General features: G+C 71.5%; 19 protein-coding genes and 1 pseudogene. 8 read left to right on the top strand and 12 right to left on the bottom strand.

From position 1 onward, the window contains the following. Positions 1-92: 92 nt before the first annotated feature. Positions 93-3,239 (bottom strand): isoleucine--tRNA ligase, encoded by a 3,147-nt coding sequence (gene ileS, locus AB0I15_RS58095; RefSeq protein WP_358117359.1) that lies wholly within the window; start codon positions 3,237-3,239, stop codon positions 93-95. Positions 3,240-3,705: 466 nt separating this feature from the next. Between ileS and AB0I15_RS58090 the strand changes: the two genes are divergently transcribed. Genes AB0I15_RS58090 through AB0I15_RS58080 form a run of 3 tightly spaced genes read left to right on the top strand, consistent with a single transcriptional unit; the run spans position 3,706 to position 5,583 of the window. Beyond that, on the top strand, positions 3,706-4,095 hold the full coding sequence (locus AB0I15_RS58090; RefSeq protein ID WP_358117357.1) for a TraR/DksA C4-type zinc finger protein: 390 nt from the start codon (positions 3,706-3,708) through the stop codon (positions 4,093-4,095). After that, positions 4,059-4,661, top strand: a complete 603-nt coding sequence (lspA, locus tag AB0I15_RS58085; RefSeq protein WP_358117355.1) for a signal peptidase II — start codon at positions 4,059-4,061, stop codon at positions 4,659-4,661. The genes AB0I15_RS58090 and lspA overlap by 37 nt, the downstream gene beginning before the upstream one ends. Continuing rightward, the gene (locus AB0I15_RS58080; RefSeq protein ID WP_358117353.1) at positions 4,654-5,583 is read left to right on the top strand and encodes an RluA family pseudouridine synthase; all 930 of its coding nucleotides are present in this window, start codon (positions 4,654-4,656) and stop codon (positions 5,581-5,583) included. Before lspA ends, AB0I15_RS58080 begins: the two co-directional genes overlap by 8 nt. Positions 5,584-5,611: 28 nt before the next feature. Here the strand turns inward: AB0I15_RS58080 and AB0I15_RS58075 are convergent, their stop codons facing one another. Genes AB0I15_RS58075 through AB0I15_RS58050 form a run of 6 tightly spaced genes read right to left on the bottom strand, consistent with a single transcriptional unit; the run spans position 5,612 to position 12,188 of the window. After that, positions 5,612-6,916 (bottom strand): protein kinase, encoded by a 1,305-nt coding sequence (locus tag AB0I15_RS58075; RefSeq protein WP_358117406.1) that lies wholly within the window; start codon positions 6,914-6,916, stop codon positions 5,612-5,614. Positions 6,917-6,943: 27 nt separating this feature from the next. Continuing rightward, on the bottom strand, positions 6,944-7,255 hold the full coding sequence (locus tag AB0I15_RS58070; RefSeq protein WP_358117351.1) for an AzlD domain-containing protein: 312 nt from the start codon (positions 7,253-7,255) through the stop codon (positions 6,944-6,946). Next, a complete protein-coding gene (locus AB0I15_RS58065; protein WP_358117349.1) occupies positions 7,252-7,914 on the bottom strand; it encodes an AzlC family ABC transporter permease in 663 nt (220 codons plus the stop codon). The genes AB0I15_RS58070 and AB0I15_RS58065 overlap by 4 nt, the downstream gene beginning before the upstream one ends. 11 nt (positions 7,915-7,925) lie before the next feature. Further along, entirely contained in the window at positions 7,926-8,768 is an 843-nt protein-coding gene (locus AB0I15_RS58060; protein WP_358117346.1) for an AraC family transcriptional regulator, read from the bottom strand. A gap of 9 nt (positions 8,769-8,777) precedes the next feature. Next, complete coding sequence (locus AB0I15_RS58055) at positions 8,778-10,331, bottom strand: serine/threonine-protein kinase (protein ID WP_358117343.1); 1,554 nt, start codon at positions 10,329-10,331, stop codon at positions 8,778-8,780. Positions 10,332-10,340: 9 nt separating this feature from the next. Beyond that, a complete protein-coding gene (locus AB0I15_RS58050) occupies positions 10,341-12,188 on the bottom strand; it encodes a serine/threonine-protein kinase (protein ID WP_358117340.1) in 1,848 nt (615 codons plus the stop codon). 285 nt (positions 12,189-12,473) lie between these two features. Here AB0I15_RS58050 and AB0I15_RS58045 point away from each other — a divergent pair. Further along, positions 12,474-12,821 (top strand): annotated as a pseudogene (locus AB0I15_RS58045) (3-deoxy-D-arabinoheptulosonate-7-phosphate synthase); the annotation flags it as partial. A 198-nt stretch (positions 12,822-13,019) separates the two neighbouring features. Beyond that, positions 13,020-13,313, top strand: coding sequence for a chorismate mutase (locus tag AB0I15_RS58040; protein ID WP_358117403.1), 294 nt, complete (start codon positions 13,020-13,022; stop codon positions 13,311-13,313). On the opposite strand, the gene AB0I15_RS58035 is transcribed toward AB0I15_RS58040, so the two are convergent. Beyond that, positions 13,300-14,274: an SGNH/GDSL hydrolase family protein gene (locus AB0I15_RS58035; protein WP_358117338.1), complete on the bottom strand. Its 975-nt coding sequence runs from the start codon at positions 14,272-14,274 to the stop codon at positions 13,300-13,302. The two genes, AB0I15_RS58040 and AB0I15_RS58035, sit on opposite strands and share 14 nt — an antisense overlap. A gap of 115 nt (positions 14,275-14,389) precedes the next feature. Continuing rightward, entirely contained in the window at positions 14,390-15,751 is a 1,362-nt protein-coding gene (locus tag AB0I15_RS58030; protein ID WP_358117335.1) for an amino acid permease, read from the bottom strand. Between the two features lie 195 nt (positions 15,752-15,946). Here AB0I15_RS58030 and dnaE point away from each other — a divergent pair, with 195 nt between their 5' ends. Further along, positions 15,947-19,273: a DNA polymerase III subunit alpha gene (dnaE, locus tag AB0I15_RS58025; RefSeq protein ID WP_358117333.1), complete on the top strand. Its 3,327-nt coding sequence runs from the start codon at positions 15,947-15,949 to the stop codon at positions 19,271-19,273. Between the two features lie 19 nt (positions 19,274-19,292). Here the strand turns inward: dnaE and AB0I15_RS58020 are convergent, their stop codons facing one another. Both AB0I15_RS58020 and AB0I15_RS58015 read right to left on the bottom strand, forming a co-directional pair. Continuing rightward, positions 19,293-19,958: a response regulator transcription factor gene (locus AB0I15_RS58020; RefSeq protein WP_358117330.1), complete on the bottom strand. Its 666-nt coding sequence runs from the start codon at positions 19,956-19,958 to the stop codon at positions 19,293-19,295. 31 nt (positions 19,959-19,989) lie between these two features. Next, positions 19,990-21,138 carry a sensor histidine kinase gene (locus tag AB0I15_RS58015; RefSeq protein ID WP_358117327.1) on the bottom strand — a complete coding sequence of 383 codons (1,149 nt, stop codon included), beginning with the start codon at positions 21,136-21,138 and terminating at the stop codon, positions 19,990-19,992. A gap of 124 nt (positions 21,139-21,262) precedes the next feature. Here AB0I15_RS58015 and AB0I15_RS58010 point away from each other — a divergent pair, with 124 nt between their 5' ends. Then, entirely contained in the window at positions 21,263-22,081 is an 819-nt protein-coding gene (locus AB0I15_RS58010; protein ID WP_358117325.1) for a type II CAAX endopeptidase family protein, read from the top strand. 491 nt (positions 22,082-22,572) lie between these two features. After that, complete coding sequence (locus AB0I15_RS58005) at positions 22,573-23,946, top strand: amidase (protein ID WP_358117322.1); 1,374 nt, start codon at positions 22,573-22,575, stop codon at positions 23,944-23,946. 259 nt (positions 23,947-24,205) lie between these two features. On the opposite strand, the gene AB0I15_RS58000 is transcribed toward AB0I15_RS58005, so the two are convergent. Then, entirely contained in the window at positions 24,206-24,664 is a 459-nt protein-coding gene (locus AB0I15_RS58000; protein WP_358117320.1) for a hypothetical protein, read from the bottom strand. Positions 24,665-24,781: the final 117 nt, after the last annotated feature.

Raw genomic sequence — 24,781 nt, 5'->3', positions numbered from 1 at the left:
TGTGGTGGGGGGGCGAGGTGAGGGTTGGTGGGGTTGTGGGTGTGGGGGAGTAAGAAGGGGCGCGCCCTTTGTGGGGCGCGCCCCTTTTGGGGTTAGGCGCGGCGGAGTTGGAAGGTCAGGCCCAGGTCCTCGTCCGTGTGGGTCGGGAGGGCGTCGGGGGCCGTGCCCTCCGTGAAGGACGTGGCCAGGACCTCCTCCGTCACCACGTGGCCCTCCGAGCGCAGGGCCGTGGCCAGGTCGGCGGACGTGGCGGTCCACCACAGGTCGATGCGGTCCGTGATCGACAGGCCGGTCGACTTGCGGGCGTCCTGGACCAGGCGGATGACCTCGCGCAGCAGGCCGGCGCGGCGCAGTTCGTCCGACAGTTCCAGGTCGAGGGCCACCGTCTCGCCCGTGCCGGTGCCGATCGCGCCCGTCTCCACCGCCCAGCCCGAGCGGGGCTGCTCGTTGACGATGACGTCGTCGGGGCCGAGCATGACCTCACCCAGCGCGTCGGCCTCCACCATGACCGTGGCGCCCGAGCGCAGGGCGCGGGCCACGCGGGTGGGGTCGGCGGCGGCCACCGCGGCGGCCACGAGCTTGGTCTGGGAGCCGAAGCGCTTGCCCAGGGCCCGGAAGTTGGGCTTGACCGAGTAGGACACGAGGTCGGCGCTGAATCCGGACATGTCCTCGAGCGACTGGACGTTGAGCTCGTCGGCCACGAGGGCGCGGAGCTCGACGGGCAGCGCCGGCCAGTCGTGCGCGCCCACCAGCGCGCGGCGCAGCGGCTGCCGGGTCTTGACGCCGGAGGAGGCGCGGGCCGAGCGGCCCAGCTCCACCAGGCGCCGTACCAGGGCCATCTGGTCGGACAGCGCCGGGTTCAGCAGGTCTTCGCGCACCTCGGGCCAGGAGGTCAGGTGCACGGAGGTGGGCGCGTCGGCCGAGCGCAGGACGTCCCACAGGTGGTCGGTGACGAACGGCGTGATGGGCGCCATCAGCCTGAGCACCGTCTCCAGGCACTCGTACAGGGTCGCGAACGCGTCCGGTGAGCCCTGCCAGAAGCGGCGGCGGGAGCGGCGTACGTACCAGTTGGACAGGTCGTCGAGGAAGTCGGCCAGGCGGCGGCCGGCGCGCTGGGTGTCGTACTCGTCGAACGCCGCCGTGACCTCGGCCACCGTGCGGTGGAGCTCGGCCAGCGCCCAGCGGTCGAGCAGCGGGCGCTCCGCCGCCGGGGTGGCGGCGGCGAGCAGGGCCGGCGACCAGGACTCGGCGTTGGCGTAGAGGGTGAAGAACGACGAGGTGTTCCAGAGCGTCAGCAGGACCTTGCGGACGATCTCCTCGAGCGTGTTGTGCCCCACCCGACGGGCCGACCACGGTGAGCCCGAGCAGGCCATGAACCAGCGCAGCGCGTCGGCCCCGTGCTGGTCCATCAGCGGGATCGGCTCGAGGATGTTGCCCAGGTGCTTGCTCATCTTGCGGCCGTCCTCGGCCAGGATGAGGCCGAGGCAGAGCACGTTCTCGTAGGAGGACTGGCCGTAGACCAGGGTGCCGACGGCCATCAGCGAGTAGAACCAGCCGCGGGTCTGGTCGGTGGCCTCGCAGATGAACTGGGCCGGGTAGAGGCCCTCGGGCTTGCCGCGCGCGCCCCACTGGGCGAACGGCATGGAGCCCGAGTCGTACCAGGCGTCGATGACGTCGGGCACGCGGCGGGCCTCGCCGCCGCACGAGGGGCAGGCGAAGGTGACGTCGTCGACGTACGGGCGGTGCGGGTCGAGCGCAGAGACGTTCTGCCCGGCCAGCTCGCCCAGCTCCTCCATCGAGCCCACGCACGTCACGTGGCTCTCGTCCTCCGCGCACACCCACAGCGGCAGCGGCGTGCCCCAGTAGCGCGAGCGTGACAGCGACCAGTCGACGTTGTTGCGCAGCCACTCGCCGAAGCGGCCCCACTTGATCGTGTCGGGGTACCAGTTGGTCTTGGCGTTCTCCGCCAGCATCTGGTCCTTGACCGAGGTGGTGCGGATGTACCAGGACGGGAGCGCGTAGTAGAGCAGCGGGGTGTGGCAGCGCCAGCAGTGCGGGTAGCTGTGCTCGAAGTGGCCGTCGCGGAACAGCAGCCCGCGGGCCCGCAGGTCCTCGGTCAGCTCCTCGTCGGCGTCCTTGAAGAAGCGGCCCCCGACCATGGGCACGTCGTCGAGGAAGCGGCCGTCGGGGCCGACCGGGTTGACGATCGGCATGTCGTAGCGCTTGATGACGGCCAGGTCATCGGCGCCGAAGGCGGGCGCCTGGTGGACCAGGCCGGTGCCGTCCTCGACGGTGACGTAGTCGCCGAGCACCACGTAGTGGGCGCCCGGGATGTCGACCAGGTCGAACGGGCGGCTGTAGGAGGTGCGCTCCAGCTCGCGCCCGGTGTAGCGGGCCACCTCGGTCGTGCCCTCGCCGAGGACCGGGAGCAGGGGCTCGGCCACGACCAGGACCTCGCCGGCGGTGCGGGCCGCCACGTAGGTGACGTCGGGGTGCACCGCCACCGCGGTGTTGGAGACCAGCGTCCAGGGCGTCGTCGTCCAGATCAGCAGCGACGCGCCGAGCTCGGCCAGCGGCCCCGAGGTCACCGGCATGCGGACGTAGACCGACGGGCTGGAGACGTTCTCGTAGCCGCCGGGCTGGCCCAGCTCGTGGTCGGACAGGCCGGTGCCGCAGCGCGGGCAGTAGGGCGTGATGCGGAAGTCGCGGAACAGCAGGCCCTTGTCGAAGACGACCTTCAGCGACCACCAGACCGACTCGATATAGGAGGGGTCCATGGTCCGGTACGCCTGGGACAGGTCGATCCAGTAGCCCATCCGCTCGGTCATCTGCTCGAACGCGTCCACGTGCCGCAGCACCGACTCGCGGCACTTGGCGTTGAACTCGGCGATGCCGTAGGTCTCGATGTCCTTCTTGCCGGACAGGCCCAGCTCGCGCTCGACGCCGACCTCGACCGGCAGGCCGTGGCAGTCCCAGCCCGCCTTGCGGGGCACGCTGAAGCCGCGCATCGACTTGTAGCGCGGGAACAGGTCCTTGAACACGCGGGCCTCGACGTGGTGGACGCCGGGCAGGCCGTTGGCCGTGGGCGGGCCCTCGTAGAAGACCCAGGACGGGTTGCCGGCGTTCTGCTCGACCGAACGCTCGAAGATCTTCCCGTCCCGCCAGCGATCGAGGACCTCGCGCTCGAGCGCGGGCAGGTCGACCTGCGCGGGAAGAGAGCGGAAAGATGGCGAAGACATGTCGGGCGTGACCTCCACGCTTGATCGGCCGGTAGGGCTGGCGTGAAGGGACGAAGCCGTACGGGCCCCGCGGTACCACCCTTCTTGACCTCGCACCGGGCGAGGCCCTCTTCATTTGATCTGCGGCCGGTTCTAATGAGCTCGGGAGAGCCGTTCTTCCGGCGGCTCCGGGGTGATATCCCTCACAGTCGGGCCCCATCAACGCCTTGCAGTCTCAAACCATAACGCAGAGTGGAGGCGAAGGCTTCCAGGTTTACCTGGTGGCGCCCATGCCCTTGGCCTCCGTTGGTACGGGAGACGTAAACGGCGCAAAGTTGTGGGAATGGACGCCGCTGATGAGGAGTTAGATGCGCGAGGCGGGATAGTACGGGGGAGGTAAACCGTCCGGCGGGTCGTTTGCCGTTCCGTTATAAGGATCCTAAGCTGCCCGCACCATTCACGGCCTTGATCAGCAATGGAGGCAGCCATGGCGGCAGTCACGCAGACCGCTACACCGTCGATGTGGTCGGAAGAGGAGCTGGCCGAGGTACGCGGCAGGCTCCAGACCGAGATCGGAGAGCTCGAGGCGGACATTCACCGCCACGAGTCGGAGATAGCCTCTGGAGACGTCACCCAAGGAGCCGGCGACGACCAGGCGGACGCCGGCGCCAAGACGTATGAGCGCGAACGCGAGATCGCCCTTACCCTGAATGCGCGCGATCTGGTCGCGCAGAACGAACGTGCGATCGCCAGGATCGACGCAGGGACCTATGGAGTGTGCGAATCGTGCCACAAGCCGATCGGCAAGGAGCGCCTTCAGGCGTTCCCGAGGGCGACGCTGTGCGTGGCCTGCAAGCAGAGGGAGGAGCGCCGGTAGCACCGCCGGCGGGCGGCCCGGCCCGTAAGCGCCTGTTCGCCGTCCTCGTCGTGCTGGCGGCCGTGATCTACGCGGCCGACCTCGTCACGAAGACGGTGGTGTTGCGCACACTCGAGGGCGAGGCGCCGCTGGTCGTCATCCAGGACGTGCTGCAGTTCCGGGTGATCTTCAACTCCGGGGCCGCGTTCAGCATCGGCACGGGGATGACGTTCATCTTCACCTTCATCGCCGCCGGCGTGGTCGTGGCCATCGTGCGCACGGCCCGCAAACTGGGCAGCCGGGCCTGGGCGATCACGCTCGGCCTGCTGCTCGGCGGGGCACTCGGCAACCTCACCGACCGGCTGCTGCGCTACCCGTCCGGGTTCGGGCGCTCCTCGCAGCTCCAGGGGCACGTCGTCGACTTCATCGAGGTGCTGCCCGGGCATTTCCCCGTCATCGACTACTTCCCCGTCTTCAACATCGCCGATTCGGCCATCGTCTGTGGCGGCATCCTCGCGGTGCTCCTGGCCTGGCGGAACGTGCAGATCGACGGGTCGAAGGAAGAAGAGGTGGCGAAGAATGACTGAGCAGCGCAGCCTGCCCGTGCCCGACGGCCTGGAGGGCGAGCGGCTCGACGCCGCGCTGTCGCGGCTGTTCGGCTTCTCCCGCACGCGCGCGGCCGAGCTGATCGTCGCGGGCGAGGTGATGGTGGACGGCCGGCAGCCGGCCAAGTCCGACCGCGTGCACGCGGGCGCCTGGCTCGACGTGACGCTGCCCCCGCCCGTCACCACCCCCATGCCGGTCGCCGAGCCGGTGCCGGGCATGACGATCGTCTACGAGGACGACGACATCGTCGTGGTCAACAAGCCGATCGGGGTGGCCGCCCACCCGACCGTCGGCTGGACGGGCCCGACCGTGATCGGCGGCCTGCTCGGGGCCGGGCACACGATCGCCACCAGCGGCGCCGCCGAGCGCCAGGGCATCGTGCACCGCCTCGACGCCAACACCACGGGCGCGATGGTCGTGGCCAAGAGCGAGCACGCCTACTCGTGGCTCAAGCGGGCCTTCAAGGAGCGCACGGTCGACAAGCGCTACCACGCGCTGGTGCAGGGGCACCCCGACCCGTTCAGGGGGACCGTGGACGCGCCCATCGACCGGCACCCGTCCGGCGACGGCCGGTTCGCGGTGGTGGCCGGGGGCAAGCCGTCGGTGACGCACTACGACACGGTCGAGGCCTTCCGGGCGGCGTCGCTGCTGGACATCAAGCTGGAGACCGGGCGTACGCACCAGATCCGCGTGCACATGTCGGCCCTGCGCCACCCCTGCGTCGGCGACCTGATGTACGGCGCCGACCCCACGCTCTCCGCCCGCCTGGGCCTCACCCGGCAGTGGCTGCACGCGGTCGCGCTCGGATTCGAGCACCCCTCCACCGGGGAGTGGATCTCGTTCAGCACCGACTACCCGCAGGACCTGCAGAAGACCCTCGACATCGTGCGCGAGGAGTCCTAGCGGCGCCTGCCGCGCTCATCCGAGGCCCCTATTGGCCTTCGACCTGGCCGGAGGTCTCGGGCGGCGCCTCCGACTTCTTCTCGGCCTGCTCTGTCTCGGTCTTGGTCCCGGCCTTGGTCGGTGTGGACCGCTGGGTCGGGCCCCGCGTCGCCTTGGTGGGCTTGCCCCCGGGACTTCTGGACCCGCTGGGGGCCGGGGTGCCGCGGGGCTGCTCGAAGGTCTCCTGCGGAGTCGTCCCCGGCGTCGGCTGCGCGGTGGCCTCCGCGGTCTGCTCCTTGGTCGGCTCGGCGCTGGGGGTGGTCTTCACCACGACGGGAACGCTGTTCTCCGGTGCCCGGGGCAGGTTTTGGGGTTGCTGGGTCCACCAGGCCGCGCCGCCCGTGACGACCGCCACCAGGAGCGCGCCCCCGGCGATCGCGGCCATCGGCAGCGCCCGCCCCCGCCGCGCCGTCCCCGCCGCCCCTGCGGCTCCCGCGGCTCCCGCCACCCCGGCCCCGGCCGGTACGGTGACCGGCCCGGTCGGCTCGGGGGCGCCGCCCGACAGGATGACGCTCAGCCGCCGCTCGGCGTCCATCAGCGACATGCGCTCGGCCGGGTTCTTGCGCAGCAGGCCGTGCACCACCGGAGCGAGCACCCCGGCGCGGGCCAGCGGCTCCGGCTCGGCGTGCATCACCGCGCCGAGCGTGGCCAGGGCGTTGTCCCGGTGGAAGGGGGAGCGGCCCTCGACGGCCATGTAGAGCGTCACGCCCACCGACCACAGGTCCGAGGCGGGGCTGGCCCGGCCGCCCGCCGCGCGCTCCGGGGCCATGTAGGAGGGGGTGCCGACCAGGACGCCCGTGCTGGTGACGGTCGTCTCCTCCTCGGTGGTGGCGATGCCGAAGTCGGTGAGCACCGCCCGGCCGTCGGGGGTGAGCAGCACGTTGTCCGGTTTGACGTCGCGGTGCAGGACGCCGGCCGCGTGGGCGGCGCGCAGCGCCTCAAGCAGTTGTAAGGCGACGTCCGCGGCCGCCGCCGGGGCCATGGGGCCGTCGTCGCGGATCAGGTCGCCCAGCGTCCGGGACTCCACGAACTGCATGACGATCCACGGGTGCCCGCCCTCCTCCAGGACGTCGTACACGGCGGCCACGCCCGGGTGCGCCACGCGGCCCGCCGCCCTCGCCTCACGGAACGTGCGCACCGCGAACACGTCGCGCTCCTCGTCCGTGAGATCAGGAGGCGGCAGCACCTCCTTGACCGCCACGTCCCGGCCCAGCACCTCGTCGTGCGCCTGCCAGACCGTGCCCATGCCGCCTCGGCCAATCGTCCTGAGCAGCCGATATCGTCCACCGACCATCCCCGCTGTATCGGACATGCACGGCGACTACCCCAGAAAGATACGGACAAGCGCGGTAACCGCGGCCGCCGTGGCCAGAACGATCAGAAACGGCGCCCGCAGCAGCAGCGCGATCACCGCTGCGCCGAGGCCCGCCGTACGGGCCGGATCGAAGCGCAGCCCGCCCTGCTCGGTGAACATCTGCACCGCGATCAGCGCCGCCAGCAGCGCCACCGGCACCAGTTCGGCGAACCTGCGCACCGCCGGATGCTCCAGCACCCGCCGGGGCGCGGCCAGCCCGGCCAGCTTCAGCGCGTAGCAGCCCGCGCAGACGGCGGCGATCGCCCACCACAGCGTCATCGGAACATCACCGCCAGGACCGCGACGGCCGACAGCAGCACGGGCACGCCCGAGGGAAGGAACGGGGTGGCGCACAGCGCGACCGCCGCCGCGATCGCCGCCAGGCGGCGCAGCTCGGCGCTGGCCGTCAGCCGGGGCCACAGGATGGCCAGGAACGCGACCGGGCCCACCACGTCGAGCCCGAGCACGGCCGGGTCGCCCAGGGACGACGTGCCGGCGGCTCCGGCCAGCGTGGTCAGGTTCCAGGTGAGGTAGAGGCTGGTGAACGTGACCGTGAAGCCCGTGCGCGCCGCCCGCGGGGTCGGCTGGGCCAGGGCGACGGCCGTGGTCTCGTCGATGACGCCGTGGGCGGCGAGGAGCCTGCGCGGGCCGCGTACCTGGAGGAGGTCGGCCAGGCGCAGGCCGTAGAGGGTGTTGCGGCCGCCGAGCAGCAGCGCGCCCAGGGCGGCGGTCACCAGGTCGCCGCCCGCGCCCACCGCGCCGGTCAGCGCGAACTGTGAGGCGCCGGTGAACGCCAGCAGGCTCAGCACGCACGCCTGCGGCACGGTGAGGCCCGCGGTGATGGCCGCGGCGCCGAAGGCGAGCCCTGACAGCCCCACGGCCAGGCCCACGCCGAGACCGTCCCGCACGGCGGCTGAACGGTGTGTGGTCTCTTCCATGCCGACAGAGGCTAGGTGGTGCTGGAATCGCCGGTCTTGTACGTTCCTGCGGCCCGCTGGTACGCCGCGGGCGGGACGCCCACGATGCGCTTGAAATGCCGGCTGAGGTGGGACTGGTCGGTGAAGCCCACCTCGGCGGCCACCCGCGCGGGCGGGACGCCGGACAGCAGGAGGCTGCGCGCCTGGCGTACCCGGAGCGAGGTGAGGTAGGCGTGCGGCGGCATGCCCGTGGCGGCCTTGAAGGCCCGCAGCAGCGCGAACGGCCGCGCCCCCACCGCCTCCGCCAGGCCCTCCAGCGTCGGCGGGTCCACGAGGCTGCCGTGCAGCAGGTCGAGCGCCTCCCGCACCGCCCGCCGGCCCTCGGCCGGCAGGACCGCGACCGGTCTGGGGGCGGCGTGCCGGGCCAGCAGCCGGGCGAACAGCGTGCGGCTCAGCGTCGAGGCGGCCAGCGCGTCGCCCCGCTCGGCCGCCTGGTGGGTCCGGCCCAGCAGGGCCGCCACGGCGTCGTCGCGCACCACCTGCTCGGGAAAGTGCGGCGTGCCGTGCGGCGTCCCCAGCTCGGCGGCGATCCCGGCCAGCAGGTCGATCGACGGATAGAGCATCCGGTACGCCCACCCGCCCGGCGTCCCCGCCTGCCCCGTGTGCACGGCGTCGGGGTTGACCAGCACCATCTCGCCCGCGTTCGCCCGGTGCAGGGTGCCGCGGTAGTCGAACTCCTCCACGCCCGCGACGATGAGCCCGATCGCGTAGCCGTCGTGCACGTGCCGGGAGAACCGGTGGGTGACGTAGCGCGCCTTGAGCAGGTCGGTCTCCGGCACCGCCGGGTGCCGCCAGAAATGGGCCTGCTCTCTCATCCCGCTCTCTCAGCGGGGCCTGAACGTCTTGGCGAACGCCTCGAAGTAGCGCCGGTCCCGCTCCCAGCGGGAGTGCGGGGTCTCCCAGTAGAGGGCGTACGGGCGGCCGTCGGCCGTGTGGAAGCCGCGGTTGATCACGTGAATCAGCACCCCGCCGCGCACCCGGGTGAACTCCCAGTCGGCGGCCTGGCGGCCCAGGTAGTCGACCGGCGTGATGCCGATCCTGGTGTAGCGCTCGAACTCGCCCTTGTCCTTGATCTCCTTCTCCAGCGCCGCCCAGTGCTTCACCGGGTCGCGCCAGGGGAGGTCGGGGACCGTCCACTCCACGATCATCGCCCCCGGGCTGCCGGGGCCGGTGAAGGAGATGCTGTCGCGCTGGGGGTTCTTCTTCGCCTGCCACCGGTCGGGCAGGGCGATCGAGAAGCGGCCCGCCGTGCTCGTGTAGGGCCGCCAGCCGCCGGGGACCTGCGCTGCCGACGGGGTCGCCGTCGCCTCCCGGGTCGGCTCCTTCGACGGCTCTTTCGTCGGCTCTGTGCTCGGTTCTGTGCTCGGTTCCGGGCTCGGTTCCGGGCTCGGCGCGGCGGCCGACGCCGTGGGAGTGGACGGGGAGCCGGCCGGCGGCGGGGTGAGGAACTGACTGAACAGCAGCACGCCCCCGGCGCCCAGCACGGCCACGGCGCCCACCGCGATCCACCGGGCCCTGCCGCGCCGTCGTACGGACGTCATGTCGTGGGTGGCCCCGTCGGCCGGGCGGAGGGCCGTCGTCTCGGACGCGGCCTCGTGCAGCAGCCTCGCGGCCTCCTCGGCCGTCATTCGCGCGGCGGGCAGCCGGCGCAGGAGCCCCATGATGACCGGCTCCAGCGCCCCCGCCCGCACCGGCCGGCCGGGCTCGTCGCGCAGCACCGCCGCCACCGTCGCGGCCCACGAGTCGCGCTTGAACGGCGCCTCGCCCTCGACGGCCGCGTAGAGCGTCGCGCCCAGCGACCACAGGTCGGACTCGGGCCGGGCGGGCTCGCCGTTGAGGCGCTCCGGCGGCATGTAGGCGGGTGTGCCCACCAGCCCGCCCGTCGCCGTCAGCCCCGCCTCGGTCTCCATCGAGGCGATGCCGAAGTCGGTCAGCACGACCCGGCCGTCATCGGCCAGCAGCACGTTCTCCGGCTTGACGTCGCGGTGCAGCACTCCGGTCGCGTGGGCGGCCCGCAGCGCGTCGAGCACCCGGCCGCCGATCACCGCGACCTGGGCCGTCCGCAGCGGGCCGCTCTCGCGGATCACCTGGGCCAGCGAGCGCGAGCGGACGAGCTGCATGACGATCCACGGCCGGCCGTCCTCCTCGACCACGTCGTGGATGACGACCACCGAGGGATGGTCGAGGCGGCCCGCCGCCCTGGCCTCCCTGATGGTCCTGCGGTTGAGCTCGGCCCGCTTGGCGTCGCCGACCCCCGTGTAGCGGACCTCCTTGATCGCCACCGTGCGGTCGAGCAACTCGTCGTAGGCCCGCCAGACCACGCCCATGCCGCCCTCGCCGATCGGCTCGACGAGGCGGTAACGGTTGCTGACCTGCACGGGGGAAGCCTACTTGGCGGGTACGAACGTCGCGCAGAACCCCTCGAAGAACTTGTAGTCGCTCTTCCAGTGGCTGTTCAGCGTGTGCCAGTAGATCGCGTAGCCCCGCCCGTTGTCGGTGATGAAGCCCCTGTTCCGTACGCGGGTCTTGCCCGTGTTGGTGTTCCAGGTGAAGTCCCAGTCGGCGGCGGCCTTCTGGTAGTCGACCTTCTTGATGTCGATCTTGTTGTAGCCGCCGAAGTTGCCCTTGAGCGACGGCTCCTGCTTCTTCCAGTCCTTGTACGGATCCTTGCCGGGCTTGACCGCTTCCTCGATCATGACGTACGCGTTGGACGCCGCCCCGGGGCCCTTGAACAGGACCTGCCTGCCCCGGCGGTCCCACTCCTTCCAGCCCTTCGGCAGGCCGATCTGGAACCCGGTCTTGTCCTTGTACATGTGCCACCCGGCCGGCAGCGGGTCCTTCTTCGTCTCCTTGGGAGTCGCGCTGGGGCTCTCACTCGGGCTCGAACTGGGGGTCGAACTCGGGGACGTGCTCGCGGACGGCGAGGGCGGCGGTGAAGAGGCGGGCGCGCCCGACGACCCCTGCGACGGCGTCGCGGTGACGGCCACCGCCGGCGTGTTGTCCTTCCCGTCCGTCTCGTCGTCAGGCGCCGAGCTCAGGCCGAGATAACCGCCCACACCGGCCACCAGCACCACCGCCACGGCCGCCGCGACGATCGTCCCCACCGGGCGCCGGTCGGGCCTGGCCGCGTCCATCGTGGACTCGGCCGCGGGCGGCGGCGGCGGGTCCTGGGTCGGCGCCTGCGGGATGCGGGCGCCGGTCTCGGGCATGTCCGCGGCCGCCGCCGCGGCACCCGGCACCAGGTTCGGGTCGGTCGGGGTGTCGTCCTCGACGGGCGCGTAGGGGCGCTTCGCCTTGGCCGGGCGCTTGGGCTTGGTGGGCGCGGTGGCCCGCTTCGGCGCGGCGGGCTCGGCCGCCGGGGCGGGCACGTGGAGCTCCTGGGACGCCGGGAACTGCGCCGTCGGAGGCGGGGTGGCCTCCGCGATGGTCCGGCGCAGCAGGCGCTGCGTCTCCTCGTACGTCAGCCGCTGCACCGGCTCCTTGTTCAGCAGCCCGCTGATCACGTCGGTGAGCGGCCCCGCGTGCGGCATGGGGTCGGGCTCGTCGGTGAGCACGGCGTGCATGGTCGCCAGCGCCATCCCGCGCTCGTGCGGCGAGCGGCCCTCCACCGCCGTGTACAGCGTGGCGCCCAGCGACCACAGGTCGGACTCCCGCCGCGCGGGCAGGCCCTTGAGCCGCTCGGGCGCGATGAACGCCGGCGTGCCCGCCAGGCCCGTCACGGTGAGCTGCGTCTCGGTCTCCAGCGTGGCGATGCCGAAGTCGGTGAGCACGACGCGGCCGTCGTCGGCCAGCAGCACGTTCTCGGGTTTGACGTCGCGGTGCAGCACGCCCGCCTCATGCGCGCGGTGCAACGCGTCCAGCACGGCCAGGCCGATCTCGGCCACCCGCTTGGTCGGCAGCGGCCCGTCCTGTTTGATCACGGCGCCCAACGAGCGCGACTGGACGAGCTGCATGACGATCCAGGGCCGGCCGTCCTCCTCGATCACGTCATGCACGACGATCACGTTGGGATGCTCGAACCTCGCCGCCGCCCTCGCCTCGCGCATAGTGCGCCGGTTCAGCAGCTGCACCTCTTCGCCCAGGGCGGCGGCGTACCTGACCTCCTTGACCGCGACCGTGCGGTCAAGCAGCTCGTCGTGGGCGCGCCACACGACGCCCATTCCGCCCCTGCCGATAGGTTCCTGCAGCTGGTAGCGGCCGGCGATGCGGCGTCCGTCCTGCTTGCGATCCGACATCAACGGCCTCAAACCCTCCTCTAGGCCAAGAAATACTCTCACGGGCAGGGATCAACGGCGACTCGCCAGAAGGTCAGTCCGTCATGTGAGAAGCACCGCCCAGCAGGTGGAAGCAGGGGTGTAGGGTTCAGATATGACTTGTCGTCGCTACGTGTTTACCCAGCCGGCTCCGGGAGAGCCGGTCGTGCGCTAGCGATCTCCTGGAGTCGGCACAAGGCAGAGACACCCGTCTCTGCCTTTTTTGGTTTCCGCCGGCTCCAGGGGCCGGCCGGGTGAGGAGTCGGGATGTCATCGACCTTGGAACGTCAGGTGGTCGCCTTGGGCGGGCTGCTCGTGGGCGAGGGCCCCGCCGTGGTGATCGGCGGCCGGGTGAGCCTGCGGACCTCCGCGCAGCCGCTGCGGGAGCGGGCCGCGCTGGTGGAGCCCGCGTCGGCGGCCGACCTGCCGGCGATCGCCGAACTGGCCGACGCCGTGGTGGTGGGGGCGTCGTGGACGCGCGACATCCCCCTGGTGCGCGCGGCGGCCGGGCTGGGGCTGCCGGTGGTCGTCGAGCGGCGCGCCTCCGCGCCGGTGGAGGAGTGGGTCATGCTGGCCGACTACTGCGCGGCCGAGGGCGATGGGCGGGTGCTCCTCTGTGAGGGCGGTGATCGCCCCGACCTGGGAGTGCTGCGGGCGGCCCGGCTCCTGTCCGGGCGTCCCGTGCTGGCCGACGTCTCCGGCGACATCGGGCTGTCGGCCGCCGCCGTGGCCGCCGGGGCCGACGGGCTGATCGTCGAAGCGCCCGGGGCGGCCCGGCGGGTGGCCGAGGAGGCCGTGACCGTCGTCGGGGCGCTGCTCCGGCACGAGACGCCGGCCACGCTGCCCGAGTGCAGGCAGGCGATCGACCGGGTCGACGCCGCGCTGGCCACCCTCCTTGAGCGGCGGGCGGCGCTGGCGGGCACCGTGCAGCGGATCAAGCCCGTGGGCGGGTTCGAGGGACGCGACCCGGACCGGGAGCGCGCCCTGGTCGCCAGGATGGCCGTGCGGGCGCCGTCCCTCGGCGAGGCGCGGCTGGCCCCCATCATGAACGCCGTCATCGAGGCCGGCCTGCACCTGGCCGAGGAGCAGCGGGTCAGGGAGTCGTGACGAGGAAGTTGTTCATGGGACGGTCGGGCCCGGCAGCGATCTGCTTCGTGATGAGCTCGGCGAAGCGGCGGTAGCCGTCACCCGTCGGGTGATAGCTGCGCGCGTCGACCTTCAGCTCCTCCATGTCGACGTGCAGCCCGTTCAGGTAGGGGCGCGCCTGCCCCACCTCGTGCCCCGTGAACGCGTCGTAGGCGTCCACGTATTCGACGCTCCCCGGAGCCCCGAACGCCGCGATCGCCCGGTCGAAGTCGGCCACCACCGAGCCGACCGCGTCGTTGAGCCGCCGCGTCGCCGCGTTGATCCAGCGCTGGTCCTCGGCCGTCATGTTGTCCACGCTCTGCGCCGGGTCCTTCGGGAACGGCCGGGGGTAGCCCAGGACGACGACGCGGGCGCCGGGGGCGCGCACGCGCAGCTCCTTGAGGACCGTGAGCATGTTGGCGCGCAGCAGGCCGATGCGGCGGGCGACGGCGGCGTCCTGGTCGACGCAGGCCGACGACCACGGCAGCTTGACGATGCAGGCCGTCAGCACGCCGGTGAAGCCCGCGTCGTTGCCGCCGATGCTGAGCGTCACCAGGCTGGCCTTCGGGTCCACGCGGGTGATCTGGGGACGCTGGCCGTACTGGCCGGACAGCAGTTGCCGGGTGGTGGCGCCGCTGCAGGCGTAGAAGGCGGTGCCGCCGCCGAACTCGTAGGCCTTCGACACCAGCGGCACGTAGGAGCCCGTCGCCCGGTGGCAGCGGTCGGCGCCGTCGTTGACCGGCTGCCTGTCCAGGTCGAAGACGCCCTCGCCGGAGGAGTAGGAGTCGCCGAGCGCGACGTACATGCCGCGCTGGGCCACCTGCACGGGCGTCAGGCGGGTGACCTTCGGCAGCCGCCCCGAGGGCTCGCCGGCGGCGGGGCAGCCCGCGTCCAGGACGGCGCAGGCCAGTGTGGGGAGGACCCCCAGCGGCAGGCAGACCACAGCCAGCGCGGCGCCGATGACGGCCGCCGCCGCGATCTGGACGATCCTCCGTCTCGACGCGTCCAGCGCGACCTCCCTCGAGTGATCCGGTGCGCCATCGAGACTACCCAGCCGATCATCGAGGCGGGACTGTCCCGGCCGCGTTACGCCGGTGACGTACGGACATCCAGCCGAGTGCGATGGCCACGACCAGGCCCGGGATCAGGAAGAACGCCACGCGCTGATCGCGGTCGGCGAACGGCATCAGCAGCACCACCAGCGCCAGGAAGCCGAGGGTGAACCAGTTCGTGTACGGGGAGCCGGGCATCGGGAAGGGCGAGCGGTGGCCCGAGCGGCGCAGGCGCGTCTGGCAGTGGACCAGGACGCCCCAGGTGGTGATCACGCCCAGCGAGGCGACGGCGGTGGCGATGTTGAAGGCCCGCTCGGGCAGGTAGTAGAACAGCGCCACCCCCGCCAGGAACATGGCCGCGGTGAACACGATGCCGCCGATGGGGACGTGGCGGGAGCTGAGCGCTCCGGCGAAGCGGGGGGCCTCCTGCTTCATGGCCATCGAACGCAGGATGCGGCCGGTGGCGTACAGGCCGGAGTTGCAGGACGACAGCGCGGCGGTGATCACGACGAGGTTCATGGCGTCGGCCGCCCACGGGACGCCGAGGCCCGAGAAGACCGTCACGAACGGGGAGACGCCCGCCTGGTACGCGGTCCAGGGCAGGACCATCGCCAGCAGCAGCACCGAGCCCACGTAGAAGACCGCGATGCGCCACACCACGCCGTTGATCGCCTTCGGCATGACCTCGCGCGGTTTGGCCGTCTCGCCCGCGGTGATCCCGACCAGCTCGATCGACGCGTACGCGAACACCACCGACTGCAGGCTCATCAGCACCAGCGGGAAGCCGGTCGGGAAGAAGCCCCCGTGCGCGACCAGGTTGTGCGGTCCCGCCTGCCCGATCGAGAAGAGCACCAGGACCAGGCCCACGACCAGGAAGACCGTGATCGCCACGACCTTGAGCATCGCGAACCAGAACTCCAGCTCGCCGAACAGCCGCACCGACAGCAGGTTGACGACCAGGACGAAGCCGAGGGCGATCAGGGCCGTGCCCCACTCGGGGAAAGCCGGAGCCCAGTAGTGGATGTACGTGGCGATCGCGGTCAGCTCGGCGATGCCGGTGAACGCCCAGTTGACCCAGTACATCCAGCCGCTGGCGAAGGCCGCCCACGGGCCGATGAACTCACCCGCGTACTCGACGAACGAGCCCGAGACGGGACGGTAGAGCACGAGCTCGCCGAGCGCCCGCATGACGAAGAAGGCGGCCAGGCCGGCGGTGGCGTACGAGAGCACGAGGGCGGGGCCGGTCGCGGCCAGCCGCCCGCCGGCGCCGAGGAACAGGCCCACGCCGATGGCCCCGCCGATGGCGATCATCTGGACCTGCCGGTTGCCCAGCGAGTGGGTGTATCCCTCGTCGGTCTGCGTGCGCACCGAGTGTCTCCTTGGTTACCTAAGGTGACATCGAGGATATCGGCGCCACCGATCCCGGCGCCCCCGCCGCGCCGGGGCGCCGGGGCGCGGCGGGCGGCTCCAGGAATGTCGGTGCTGCGCACTAGAGTTCGGAGCGAACATCTCCGCATCTCCACATCGAGAGATTTCCGCATCGAGACCGGGAGGCGCCGCTCCATGTCGCCCAGCGACTCGTTCGTCCATCTGCACGTGCACACGGAATACTCGATGCTGGACGGTGCCGCCCGGCTGGAGCAGATGTTCGAGCAGGTCGGTGGCCTGGGGATGCCCGCGATCGCGATCACCGACCACGGCAACCTGCACGGCGCCCTCGACTTCTACCGGCAGGCCATCGGCGCCGGCGTCAAGCCGATCATCGGCATCGAGGCCTACGTCGCGCCGGGGTCGCGCCGCGACAAGACGCCGGTGCTGTGGGGCGAGCCCCACCAGAAGGGCGACGACGTCTCCGCGGGTGGTCACTACACCCACCTGACGATCTGGGCGCGCGACAAGACCGGCCTGCACAACCTGATGCGGCTGTCCTCGCGCGCCTACACCGAGGGGTTCGTCCGCAAGTGGGCGCGGATGGACGCCGAGCTCCTCGCCGAGCACTCCGCGGGCCTCATGGCCACCACCGGCTGCCCGTCGGGCGAGGTGCAGACGAGGCTGCGGCTGGGGCAGTATGACGAGGCGGTCAGGGCCGCCGCGAAATACCAGGACATCTTCGGCAGGGACAACTTCTTCCTGGAGGTCATGGACCACGGCCTCGACATCGAGCGCCGCGTCCGCGACGGGCTGATCTCGATCGGCCGGCGGCTCGGCATCCCGCCGCTGGTGACCAACGACTCGCACTACACCTACGAGTCCGACGCCGCCGCCCACGACGCCCTCCTGTGCGTCCAGACGGGCAAGCGGCTCGACGACCCCGACCGGTTCCGCTTCGACGGCACCGGCTACTACCTCAAGACCGCCGGCGAGATGCGCGCGCTCGACTCCTCCGACCTGTGGGCCGAGGGCTGCCGCAACACGCTGCTGGTGGCCGAGAAGGTCGATCCGTCCGGGTTCTTCGAGGCCAGGAACCTCATGCCGGCCTACCCCGTGCCCGACGGCGTGACGGAGAGCGCGTTCTTCCGCCGGGCCGTCTGGGAGGGCATGGAGCGGCGCTGGCCGGAGGGCTTCGACGAGGAGCACCGTGCGCGGGCGGAGCACGAGATCGGGATCATCGAGCAGATGGGCTTCCCGAGCTACTTCCTCGTGGTCGCCGACTTCGTCATGTGGGCCAAGGCGCACGGCATCCGCGTCGGCCCGGGGCGTGGCTCGGCGGCGGGGTCGCTGGTGGCGTACGCGATGGGCATCACCGACCTCGACCCGCTCCCGCACGGCCTGATCTTCGAGCGGTTCCTCAACCCCGAGCGCGTCTCCATGCCCGACGTCGACATCGACTTCGACGAGCGCCGGCGCGGTGAGGTGATCCGCTACGTGAGCGAGAGGTGGGGCGCCGACAAGGTCGCCATGATCGCCACGTTCGGCACCATCAAGGCGAAGGCCGCCATCAAGGACGCGGGGCGGGTGCTCGGCCATCCCTACGCGCTGGGCGACCGCGTCTCCAAGGCGTTCCCGGCCGCCGTCATGGGCAGGGACATCCCGCTGGCCGGCGTCTTCGACCAGGGCCACCCGCGCTACGACGAGGCCGGTGAGCTGCGCAGGCTCTACGACGAGGACCCCGGCGTCAGGGCGACGATGGACCTCGCCAGGGGCCTGGAGGGCCTGATCAGGCAGAGCGGCGTGCACGCCGCAGGCGTGATCATGTCGGCCGAGGTGCTGACCGACCACGTCCCGATCATGCGCCGCGACTCCGACGGCGCGATCATCACCCAGTTCGACTATCCGGCCTGCGAGGCGCTCGGCCTGCTGAAGATGGACTTCCTGGGCCTGCGCAACCTCACCGTCTTCGACGACTGCCTCAAGATGATCGAGGCGAGCACGGGTGAGCGGATCGACCTGCCCGGGCTGCCGCTCGACGACCGCAAGAGCTACGAGCTGCTGGCCAAGGGCGACACGCTGGGCGTGTTCCAGCTCGACGGCGGCGGCACGCGCTCGCTGCTGCGCCTCATGCGCCCCGACACCTTCGAGGACATCTCCGCCGTCCTCGCGCTCTACCGGCCGGGCCCGATGGGAGCCGGCTCCCACACCAACTACGCCCTGCGCAAGAACGGCCGGCAGGAGATCACGCCGATCCACCCGGCCCTGGAAGAGCCGCTCAAAGACATCCTCGACACGACCTACGGCCTGATCATCTATCAGGAGCAGGTCATGGCCATCGCCCAGCGCGTGGCCGGCTACTCGCCCGCCGCCGCCGACCTGCTGCGCCGGGCGATGAGCAAGAAGAAGAAGTCCGAGCTGGACGAGCAGTACACCTTCTTCGAGCAGGGCATGAAGGACAACGGTTTCCCCGCCGCCGCCATCAGGGCGCTGTGGGGCGTCCTGCTGCCGTTCTCCGACTACGCCTTCAACAAGGCCCACACCGCCGCCTACGGCCTCATCGCCTACTGGAGCGCCTTCCTCAAGGCCAACCACCCGGCCGCCTACATGGCGGCGCTGCTGTCCTCCGTCAAGGACGACAAGGACAAGTCGGCCCTCTACCTCCACGAATGCCGCCGCATGGGCATCAAGGTGTTCCCGCCGGACGTCAACGACTCCGACTTCGACTTCACCCCGCGCGGCACCGACATCCGCTTTGGCCTGTCGGCCGTGCGCAACGTGGGCGCCCATGTCGTCGACGGCATCATCGCCGCGCGCGAGGAGAAGGGCCCCTTCACCGACTTCAAGGACTTCCTGCGCAAGGTGCCGGCCGTCGTCTGCGCCAAGCGCGTGATCGAGTCCCTGGTCAAGGCCGGCTCGTTCGACTCGCTGGGCCACGTGCGCAAGGGCCTGGTCCTGGTGCACGAGCAGGCCGTCGACGCGATCACCGACATCAAGAAGAACGAGGCCATCGGCCAGCACTCCCTGTTCGGCGCGATCGACGGCGGCGAGGACCAGACCTTCGACGTGCGGGTCCCGGCGGGGGAGTGGGACAAGCGCACGCTGCTGCAGTTCGAGCGCGAGATGCTCGGCCTCTACGTGTCCGACCATCCGCTGTTCGGGGTCGAGGACGTCCTGGCGGCCGGGGCCGACTGCTCGATCGCGGCCGTGCAGGACGAGAGCCGGCCCGACGGTCAGGTGGTGACCGTGGGCGGCATCCTGAGCGGGGTGCAGCGCAGGATCACCAGGAAGGGCGAGGCCTGGGCGCTGACCCAGCTCGAGGACCTCGAAGGGTCGATCGAGGTGCTGATCTTCCCGTCGGCGTACCGGCTGTGCTCGGCGATCCTGGCCGAGGACGCGATCGTGTTCGTCAAGGGGCGCATCGACAGGCGCGAGGACGTCGCCAAGATCATCGCCATGGAGGTCACCGCGCCCGACCAGAGCAGGAGGCCGGGGGCCACCGGTGGAGGAGGCCCTGAATGAGGCCGCTCCGCTTCCGTGCTCAGCCGGTGCCGCCCTTGCCGGTGTCCGGGTCTTCGTTGAGGTGGAGGGCCAGCCGGGTGCGGTCGCGTACGCCGAACTTGCGCAGCAGGCTGGAGACGTGGTTCTTCACCGTGCCCTCGGTGATGAGCAACTGGGTGGCGATCTCCCTGTTCGTGGCTCCGGCGGCGATCAGGCGGGCCACCTCGGACTCCCTGGCCGACAGCCGCCCCTGCCGGGGCAGGGCGCTCGGGGTGGCGGGGGTGCGGCGGATCTCGGCGACCAGGCGGGCGGCCACCGGCGGGGCCAGCACGGTCTCGCCGCGGCCGGCCCGGCGGATGGCGTCGACCAGCTCCTCCGGGGTGCAGTCCTTGAGAAGGTAGCCGACGGCTCCGGCGCGCAGGGCGCCGAAGATGTAGTCGTCCTCGTCGAACGTGCTGAGCACGATCGCGGTCACCTCAGGATGCCTGGCCGAGAGCTGGGCGATGAGCTCGACGCCGTCCATCCGCGGCATCCGCGCGTCGACGAGGGCCACGTCGGGGCGGCACCGCGGGATCACCCGCAGGGCGTCCTCCCCGTCGGTCGCCTCGCCGGCCACCTCGATGCCGTCCTCGATCTCCAGCATCTTGCGCAGCCCCTGCCGGATCAGCCCCTGATCGTCGACCAGCAGGACTCTGATCGCGGTCATGGCGTCACTCCTGGGTGATGGGCGGGGACGGTCATGATGTCGCTCCTGCCCGCACCGGGAGCTTCGCGCGTACTTCGAAACCGCCGCCCGGGCGGTCGCCGCTGATCAGGGTGCCGCCCACGGCGCGGGCTCGTTCGGCGAGGGAGCGCAGGCCGAAGCCGCCGCGGGCGTCACGGTCGCGGCCCGCGCCGTCGTCGGAGACCTCCAGCACGACGTATTCGCTCTCGAAGACGAGCCGGCCGCTCACATGGCGGGCGCCGGCGTGGCGGACCGCGTTGGTCAGCCCCTCCTGCAGCACCCGGTAGAGCACCAGCTCCACATCCGGCTCCAGCGGCAGCTCGCCGCCCACCACCTCGAAGGAGACCGTGAGCCCCGTGCCGTCGAACGAGGCCGCGAGGCGTTCGAGGGCCGCGCTGCTGACATGCCCCTCCAGGGCGAGCGGGCGCAGGGCCCGGACCCAGCGGCGGGCGTCGGCCAGGGCCTCCACGGTCGTCTCCTTCGCCTGGCGCACCTCGTCCCAGGCGGCCTCGGGGCGGCGGGAGCGGAAGCGCTCGGCGTTCTCCAGGCTCATCTTGATCACCGTCAGGTGGTGGCCGATCGAGTCGTGCATCTCCGCGCCCATCCGCGCCCGCTCCTCGGCGACCGTGAGCTCCCTGATGCGGGCCAGCAGCCGCTGCGCCTCCGCACGCCTGCGCCGCGCCTCCAGCACGGCCGACGTCATGCCCAGCACGAACGAGGCGAACACGATGAGCGGCACGGTCTGCGCCACCGCGTTCTGCACGCCGCGCCCGTAGACCACCACGATCGAGATGAAGATGGCGATGCCCAGGCAGCCGATGATGAGCGCGGCGGCGCGCATGGCGTAGACGAATGCCACGTTCGCGACGGCGATGAGCGTCAGGAGCTGGTGGACCTCCTCCGAGCCCGTCAACCCCAGCGCGAACGTCGCCACCAGGAACACCACCGCGATGGGCCGCCGCCATCCGTCGGTGCGCCGCCACGGGAGCACCAGCCATAACCCGGCCACGAGCACCAGGTTGAGGCAGAACGCGATCGTGTAGCCGATCGTGCCCGGCCTGGACGCGTATCCGGCTGCGGTCGCGACGAGCACCACCCAGAACACGACGCTGAACAGCGTCGGCCGATCGGGGTCACGCAGCCAGTCCGGACGGGGCAGCATGCTTCGACCCTAGTTCGCCGGGCCCTCGAAGGAATCCTCCCTCGGTACCCATGACCATGGTCATGATGGATTCCATCCGTGGTCCGATGCGCTGGAACCGGCCGGTTACCTACCGTGGCGTCCCATGAAGGCCACGCATCCCGTCTGGGCGGTGCTGATCACCGTCGCCGCCATGTTCGCCCAGGTGATCATCGGCACCGCCCCCGTGTCCCTGCTGCTGGACCCCGGCAACGTCCTCTACCGGCCGCTCGGCATGATCGGGATCACGCTCGCCTCGCTGGGGCTGGTCTACCTCATCCGCCGCTTCCTCGGCCGCCAGACCTGGCGGGGCGTGGGGCTCGAACGGTCCTGGCGGGCCGTGCCGCACCTGCTGCTGGGCCTGGTGGCGGGCGCGGTGCCGGTGCTGGCCGCCAGTGCGCTGTCGGTGGCGTTGGGCGTGGCCGCCCTGGCGCCTTGGGGCGCGGTGGCCGCCCAACTGCCGTACCTGCCGCTGGCGATCGTCTTCGCCCTGCTCGGCCAGGCGTTCCCGGAGGAGCTGCTGTGGCGCGGGCACCTGTTCGACACGCTGTCGGGCCGGTTGTCGCCGAGGGCCGTGATCGTCGTGGTCTCGGTGGGGTTCGGCGCGCTGCACATCGTCTCGCAGAGCCCGGCGGACACTCTGGCCGAACGGCTGCTCTACGTCCTTCAGGCGATCGGGCTCGGGTTCGCGTGCGCCGCGGCGCGGGCTCGTACGGGGACGGTGTGGATGGCGGTCGGCGTACACACGGGGCTGCACGCGGGCAACTACCTCCTGCCGACCCAGGACATCCAGTACGGCGTGCAGCTCATCCTCATGACCTGCACGTTCGCCATCAGCGGGCTACTGCTTCTGCGCGGCCGGAGAGCCGGGGGAGAGGCCACCCCGGAGCAGCCGGGCACAGGCGTCCTGAACGAAAGCGGCTGACGCCCCCATGGGCCCGCCCGTGTACACCCCCATCCCCCACCCCCATCCCCCGCCTCAACCCGCTCGACCTCCCGACCGCCCGTCTGCCCGCCCACCCGCCGCCCGCTCATCTGCCCGCCCATCCGATCGCTCGCCGATCGCCCGTCTACCGCCTGTCGACTGCCGCCCGCTGCTCGCCGCTCTCCGTTTGCCGCTCACCCACCTGACCGCCCGCTTGCCGCCCGCCGCTCGACCGCCGCCCTACTGCCCGGCTTCTCGGCCCTCCGGCTTCTCGGCCCTCCGGCTTCTCGGCCCCCGACCCCCGGCCCCCGACCCCCCGGCCCCCGACCTCGCGGCCCCCCGGCCGCTCGGACGGCCGGTGGTCGGGTGGTGTTGGCTGCTTGTTGGGGTTGGGTGGAATGGTCTGATTGGACATGGCTTGCTCGCCTGGGAGGACTCGGCTGGCAAACCTCGCCGTCGCCCCCGCCTTCGACGTGCGGCAGGATCGCAGGGTGAGCGAACTGCACTACCTGACCGCCACCGAGCTGGCCCGCCTCATCCGCACCCGGCAGGTGAGCGCCGTGGAGGTCCTTCAGGCCCACCTCGACCGCATCGAGCAGGTCAACCCGCACGTCAACGCCATCGTCACCCTGGTCGCCGAGCGGGCGCTCGAGGCGGCCAAGGCGGCCGATGCCGCAGCGCCCGCCGGGCCGCTGCACGGCGTGCCCGTGGCGCACAAGGACCTGGTGGACACCGCCGGCATCCGTACCACCTACGGGTCGCCGCTCTTCGCCGACAACGTGCCCGACGTGGACGATGTGATCGTCGAGCGGTTGCGGGCGGCCGGGGCGATCACGGTGGGGAAGACCAACACGCCGGAGTTCGGCACCGGGTCCCACACCGTCAACGAGGTCTTCGGCGCCACCCGGAATCCTTACGACCTGTCCAAGTCCGCCGGAGGCAGCAGCGGGGGAGCGGCCGTCGCGCTGGCCACCGGGATGGTGCCGCTGGCGGACGGCTCCGACATGGGCGGGTCGCTGCGCAACCCGGCCTCCTTCTGCAACGTGGTCGGGCTGCGGCCCACGCCCGGCCGCGTGCCCGGACTGTCCGAGGCCGCCGCCTGGTACACCCTGTCCGTCCCGGGTCCCATGGCCAGGACGGTCGAGGACGTCACACTGATGCTCGGGGCCATCGCGGGGTTCGATCGGCGCTCGCCGTACTCGATCAAGGAGGTGTTCGCGCCCGAGCCCGAGCAGGGGGTGGCGGGGCTGCGGGTGGCGTGGAGCCCCGATCTGGGCGGGTTGCCGGTGGATCCGCGGACGGCGGAGGTCACCGCCACGGCCCCGGCCGTGCTCGAAGGGCTGGGGGCCCACGTCGAGGAGGTGGAGCTGGAGCTGGGGGACGACGCCGAGGACGCGTTCCGTACGTACCGGGCCTGGTATTACCTGATCGCCCACGGCGACAAGACCGGGGTCGGGCCCAACACCGCCTGGAACGTCGAGCGGGGGCGGCAGGTCACGGGCGCCGACCTGGCCCGGGCGGAGGGGGCGCGCAGCCGGCTCTACCGGCGGATGGCGGCCTTCTTCGACACCTACGACGTGTTGATCGCGCCGGTCAGCCAGGTGCCGCCGTTCCCGGTCGAGCATCCTCATGTCAGCGAGATCAACGGGGTGCGGCTGCCCGATTATCTCGCGTGGATGCGTTCGGCCTACTGGATCAGCGTCCTGCACTCTCCCGCCGCCTCGGTGCCGGCCGGGTTCACGGCGGACGGGCTGCCGGTGGGGGTGCAGATCGTCGGCCGGCCGTTCGAGGACGCCAGGGTGCTGCGGGTGGGACGCGCGTTCGAGCAGGCCACGGGCTACGGCTCCCGCAGACCACCCCTCTGACCTCCGCCCGGCCGCGGTCGGGGCCACGGCGCGCGCTGACTGCCCTTCCGGCATCTGCCGGTGCCGGGGTTTCTGTGTGTGCGGGTCGTCGTTCTGACATCCGTCGGGCCAGGGGCACAGCTACAGCGCGCAGGTGGCCGCTCCGGCAACTGATGGGCCGGGGTTGTTGTGTGGCTGTCGTTCTGATGGGCGCCTGGCCAGGGGCGGGGTTGTGGGTTCTGGTGTTCGATGGGTCGGGTTGTTGATGGGGGTGGTCCGGTTAGGGTTCGACCCCGCCGTACGGCTGGCGCAGCGGCGACTCCCGGTAGCCGTGCATGCCCTCCAGCAGCCCGAAGAACCCCACCGCCAGCAGCGGCCAGGACACCAGCACGCCCGAGGCGGTCAGTTTGAGGGCGCCCGGGACGATCTTGGCCCCGGGTATGGACGCCGCCTCGACCGTGACCGCGCCCAGCGTGAACGTGGACCCCGTCCACAGTGTCAGGAACGACGCCACCGCCCCACCCGCGCACAACCCGAGCAGCACCGGCAGCATCCAGCGCCGCCCCGAGAACCAGGCGACCCCGCCGCACAGCAGCCCCAGCCCGCCCGTGATCACCGCGAACCAGCCGTCGGCCGCGATCAGCGCCTGCGTGGCCGGGTCGGCCAGGACCGTTCCCTGCTCGGTGACCTGGTACGGAGCCCTTGGAGTGAGCCCCGACCACACCAATCCGGCGGCCATCCCGAGAGCGGCCAATGCGAGGACAGTTACCGCAAAAGCGCGCACTTCCCTCGTCACGCCACTCCCCCTCACATGTGTGTCCGAATCAGCTCGATGGTATCCCCCGGTTAGGCTCAC

It is taken from the genome of Nonomuraea sp. NPDC050643 (assembly GCF_040654715.1).
Classification (GTDB): Bacteria; Actinomycetota; Actinomycetes; order Streptosporangiales; family Streptosporangiaceae; genus Nonomuraea.
This window is presented reverse-complemented; position numbering and strand designations above follow the sequence as displayed.

Excerpts from the sequence above, each read along its gene's own strand:
- AB0I15_RS58060 (WP_358117346.1), bottom strand. The coding sequence starts at position 8,768 with ATGAGAGAGCAGGCCCATTTCTGGCGGCACCCGGCGGTGCCGGAGACC.
- AB0I15_RS58090 (WP_358117357.1), top strand. The coding sequence starts at position 3,706 with ATGGCGGCAGTCACGCAGACCGCTACACCGTCGATGTGGTCGGAAGAG.
- AB0I15_RS58015 (WP_358117327.1), bottom strand. The coding sequence starts at position 21,138 with ATGCTGCCCCGTCCGGACTGGCTGCGTGACCCCGATCGGCCGACGCTG.
- AB0I15_RS58020 (WP_358117330.1), bottom strand. The coding sequence starts at position 19,958 with ATGACCGCGATCAGAGTCCTGCTGGTCGACGATCAGGGGCTGATCCGG.
- AB0I15_RS58075 (WP_358117406.1), bottom strand. The coding sequence starts at position 6,916 with ATGGTCGGTGGACGATATCGGCTGCTCAGGACGATTGGCCGAGGCGGC.
- AB0I15_RS58050 (WP_358117340.1), bottom strand. The coding sequence starts at position 12,188 with ATGTCGGATCGCAAGCAGGACGGACGCCGCATCGCCGGCCGCTACCAG.
- dnaE (WP_358117333.1), top strand. The coding sequence starts at position 15,947 with ATGTCGCCCAGCGACTCGTTCGTCCATCTGCACGTGCACACGGAATAC.
- AB0I15_RS58070 (WP_358117351.1), bottom strand. The coding sequence starts at position 7,255 with ATGACGCTGTGGTGGGCGATCGCCGCCGTCTGCGCGGGCTGCTACGCG.
- ileS (WP_358117359.1), bottom strand. The coding sequence starts at position 3,239 with ATGTCTTCGCCATCTTTCCGCTCTCTTCCCGCGCAGGTCGACCTGCCC.
- AB0I15_RS58010 (WP_358117325.1), top strand. The coding sequence starts at position 21,263 with ATGAAGGCCACGCATCCCGTCTGGGCGGTGCTGATCACCGTCGCCGCC.
- AB0I15_RS58065 (WP_358117349.1), bottom strand. The coding sequence starts at position 7,914 with ATGGAAGAGACCACACACCGTTCAGCCGCCGTGCGGGACGGTCTCGGC.
- AB0I15_RS58080 (WP_358117353.1), top strand. The coding sequence starts at position 4,654 with ATGACTGAGCAGCGCAGCCTGCCCGTGCCCGACGGCCTGGAGGGCGAG.
- AB0I15_RS58000 (WP_358117320.1), bottom strand. The coding sequence starts at position 24,664 with ATGGCCGCCGGATTGGTGTGGTCGGGGCTCACTCCAAGGGCTCCGTAC.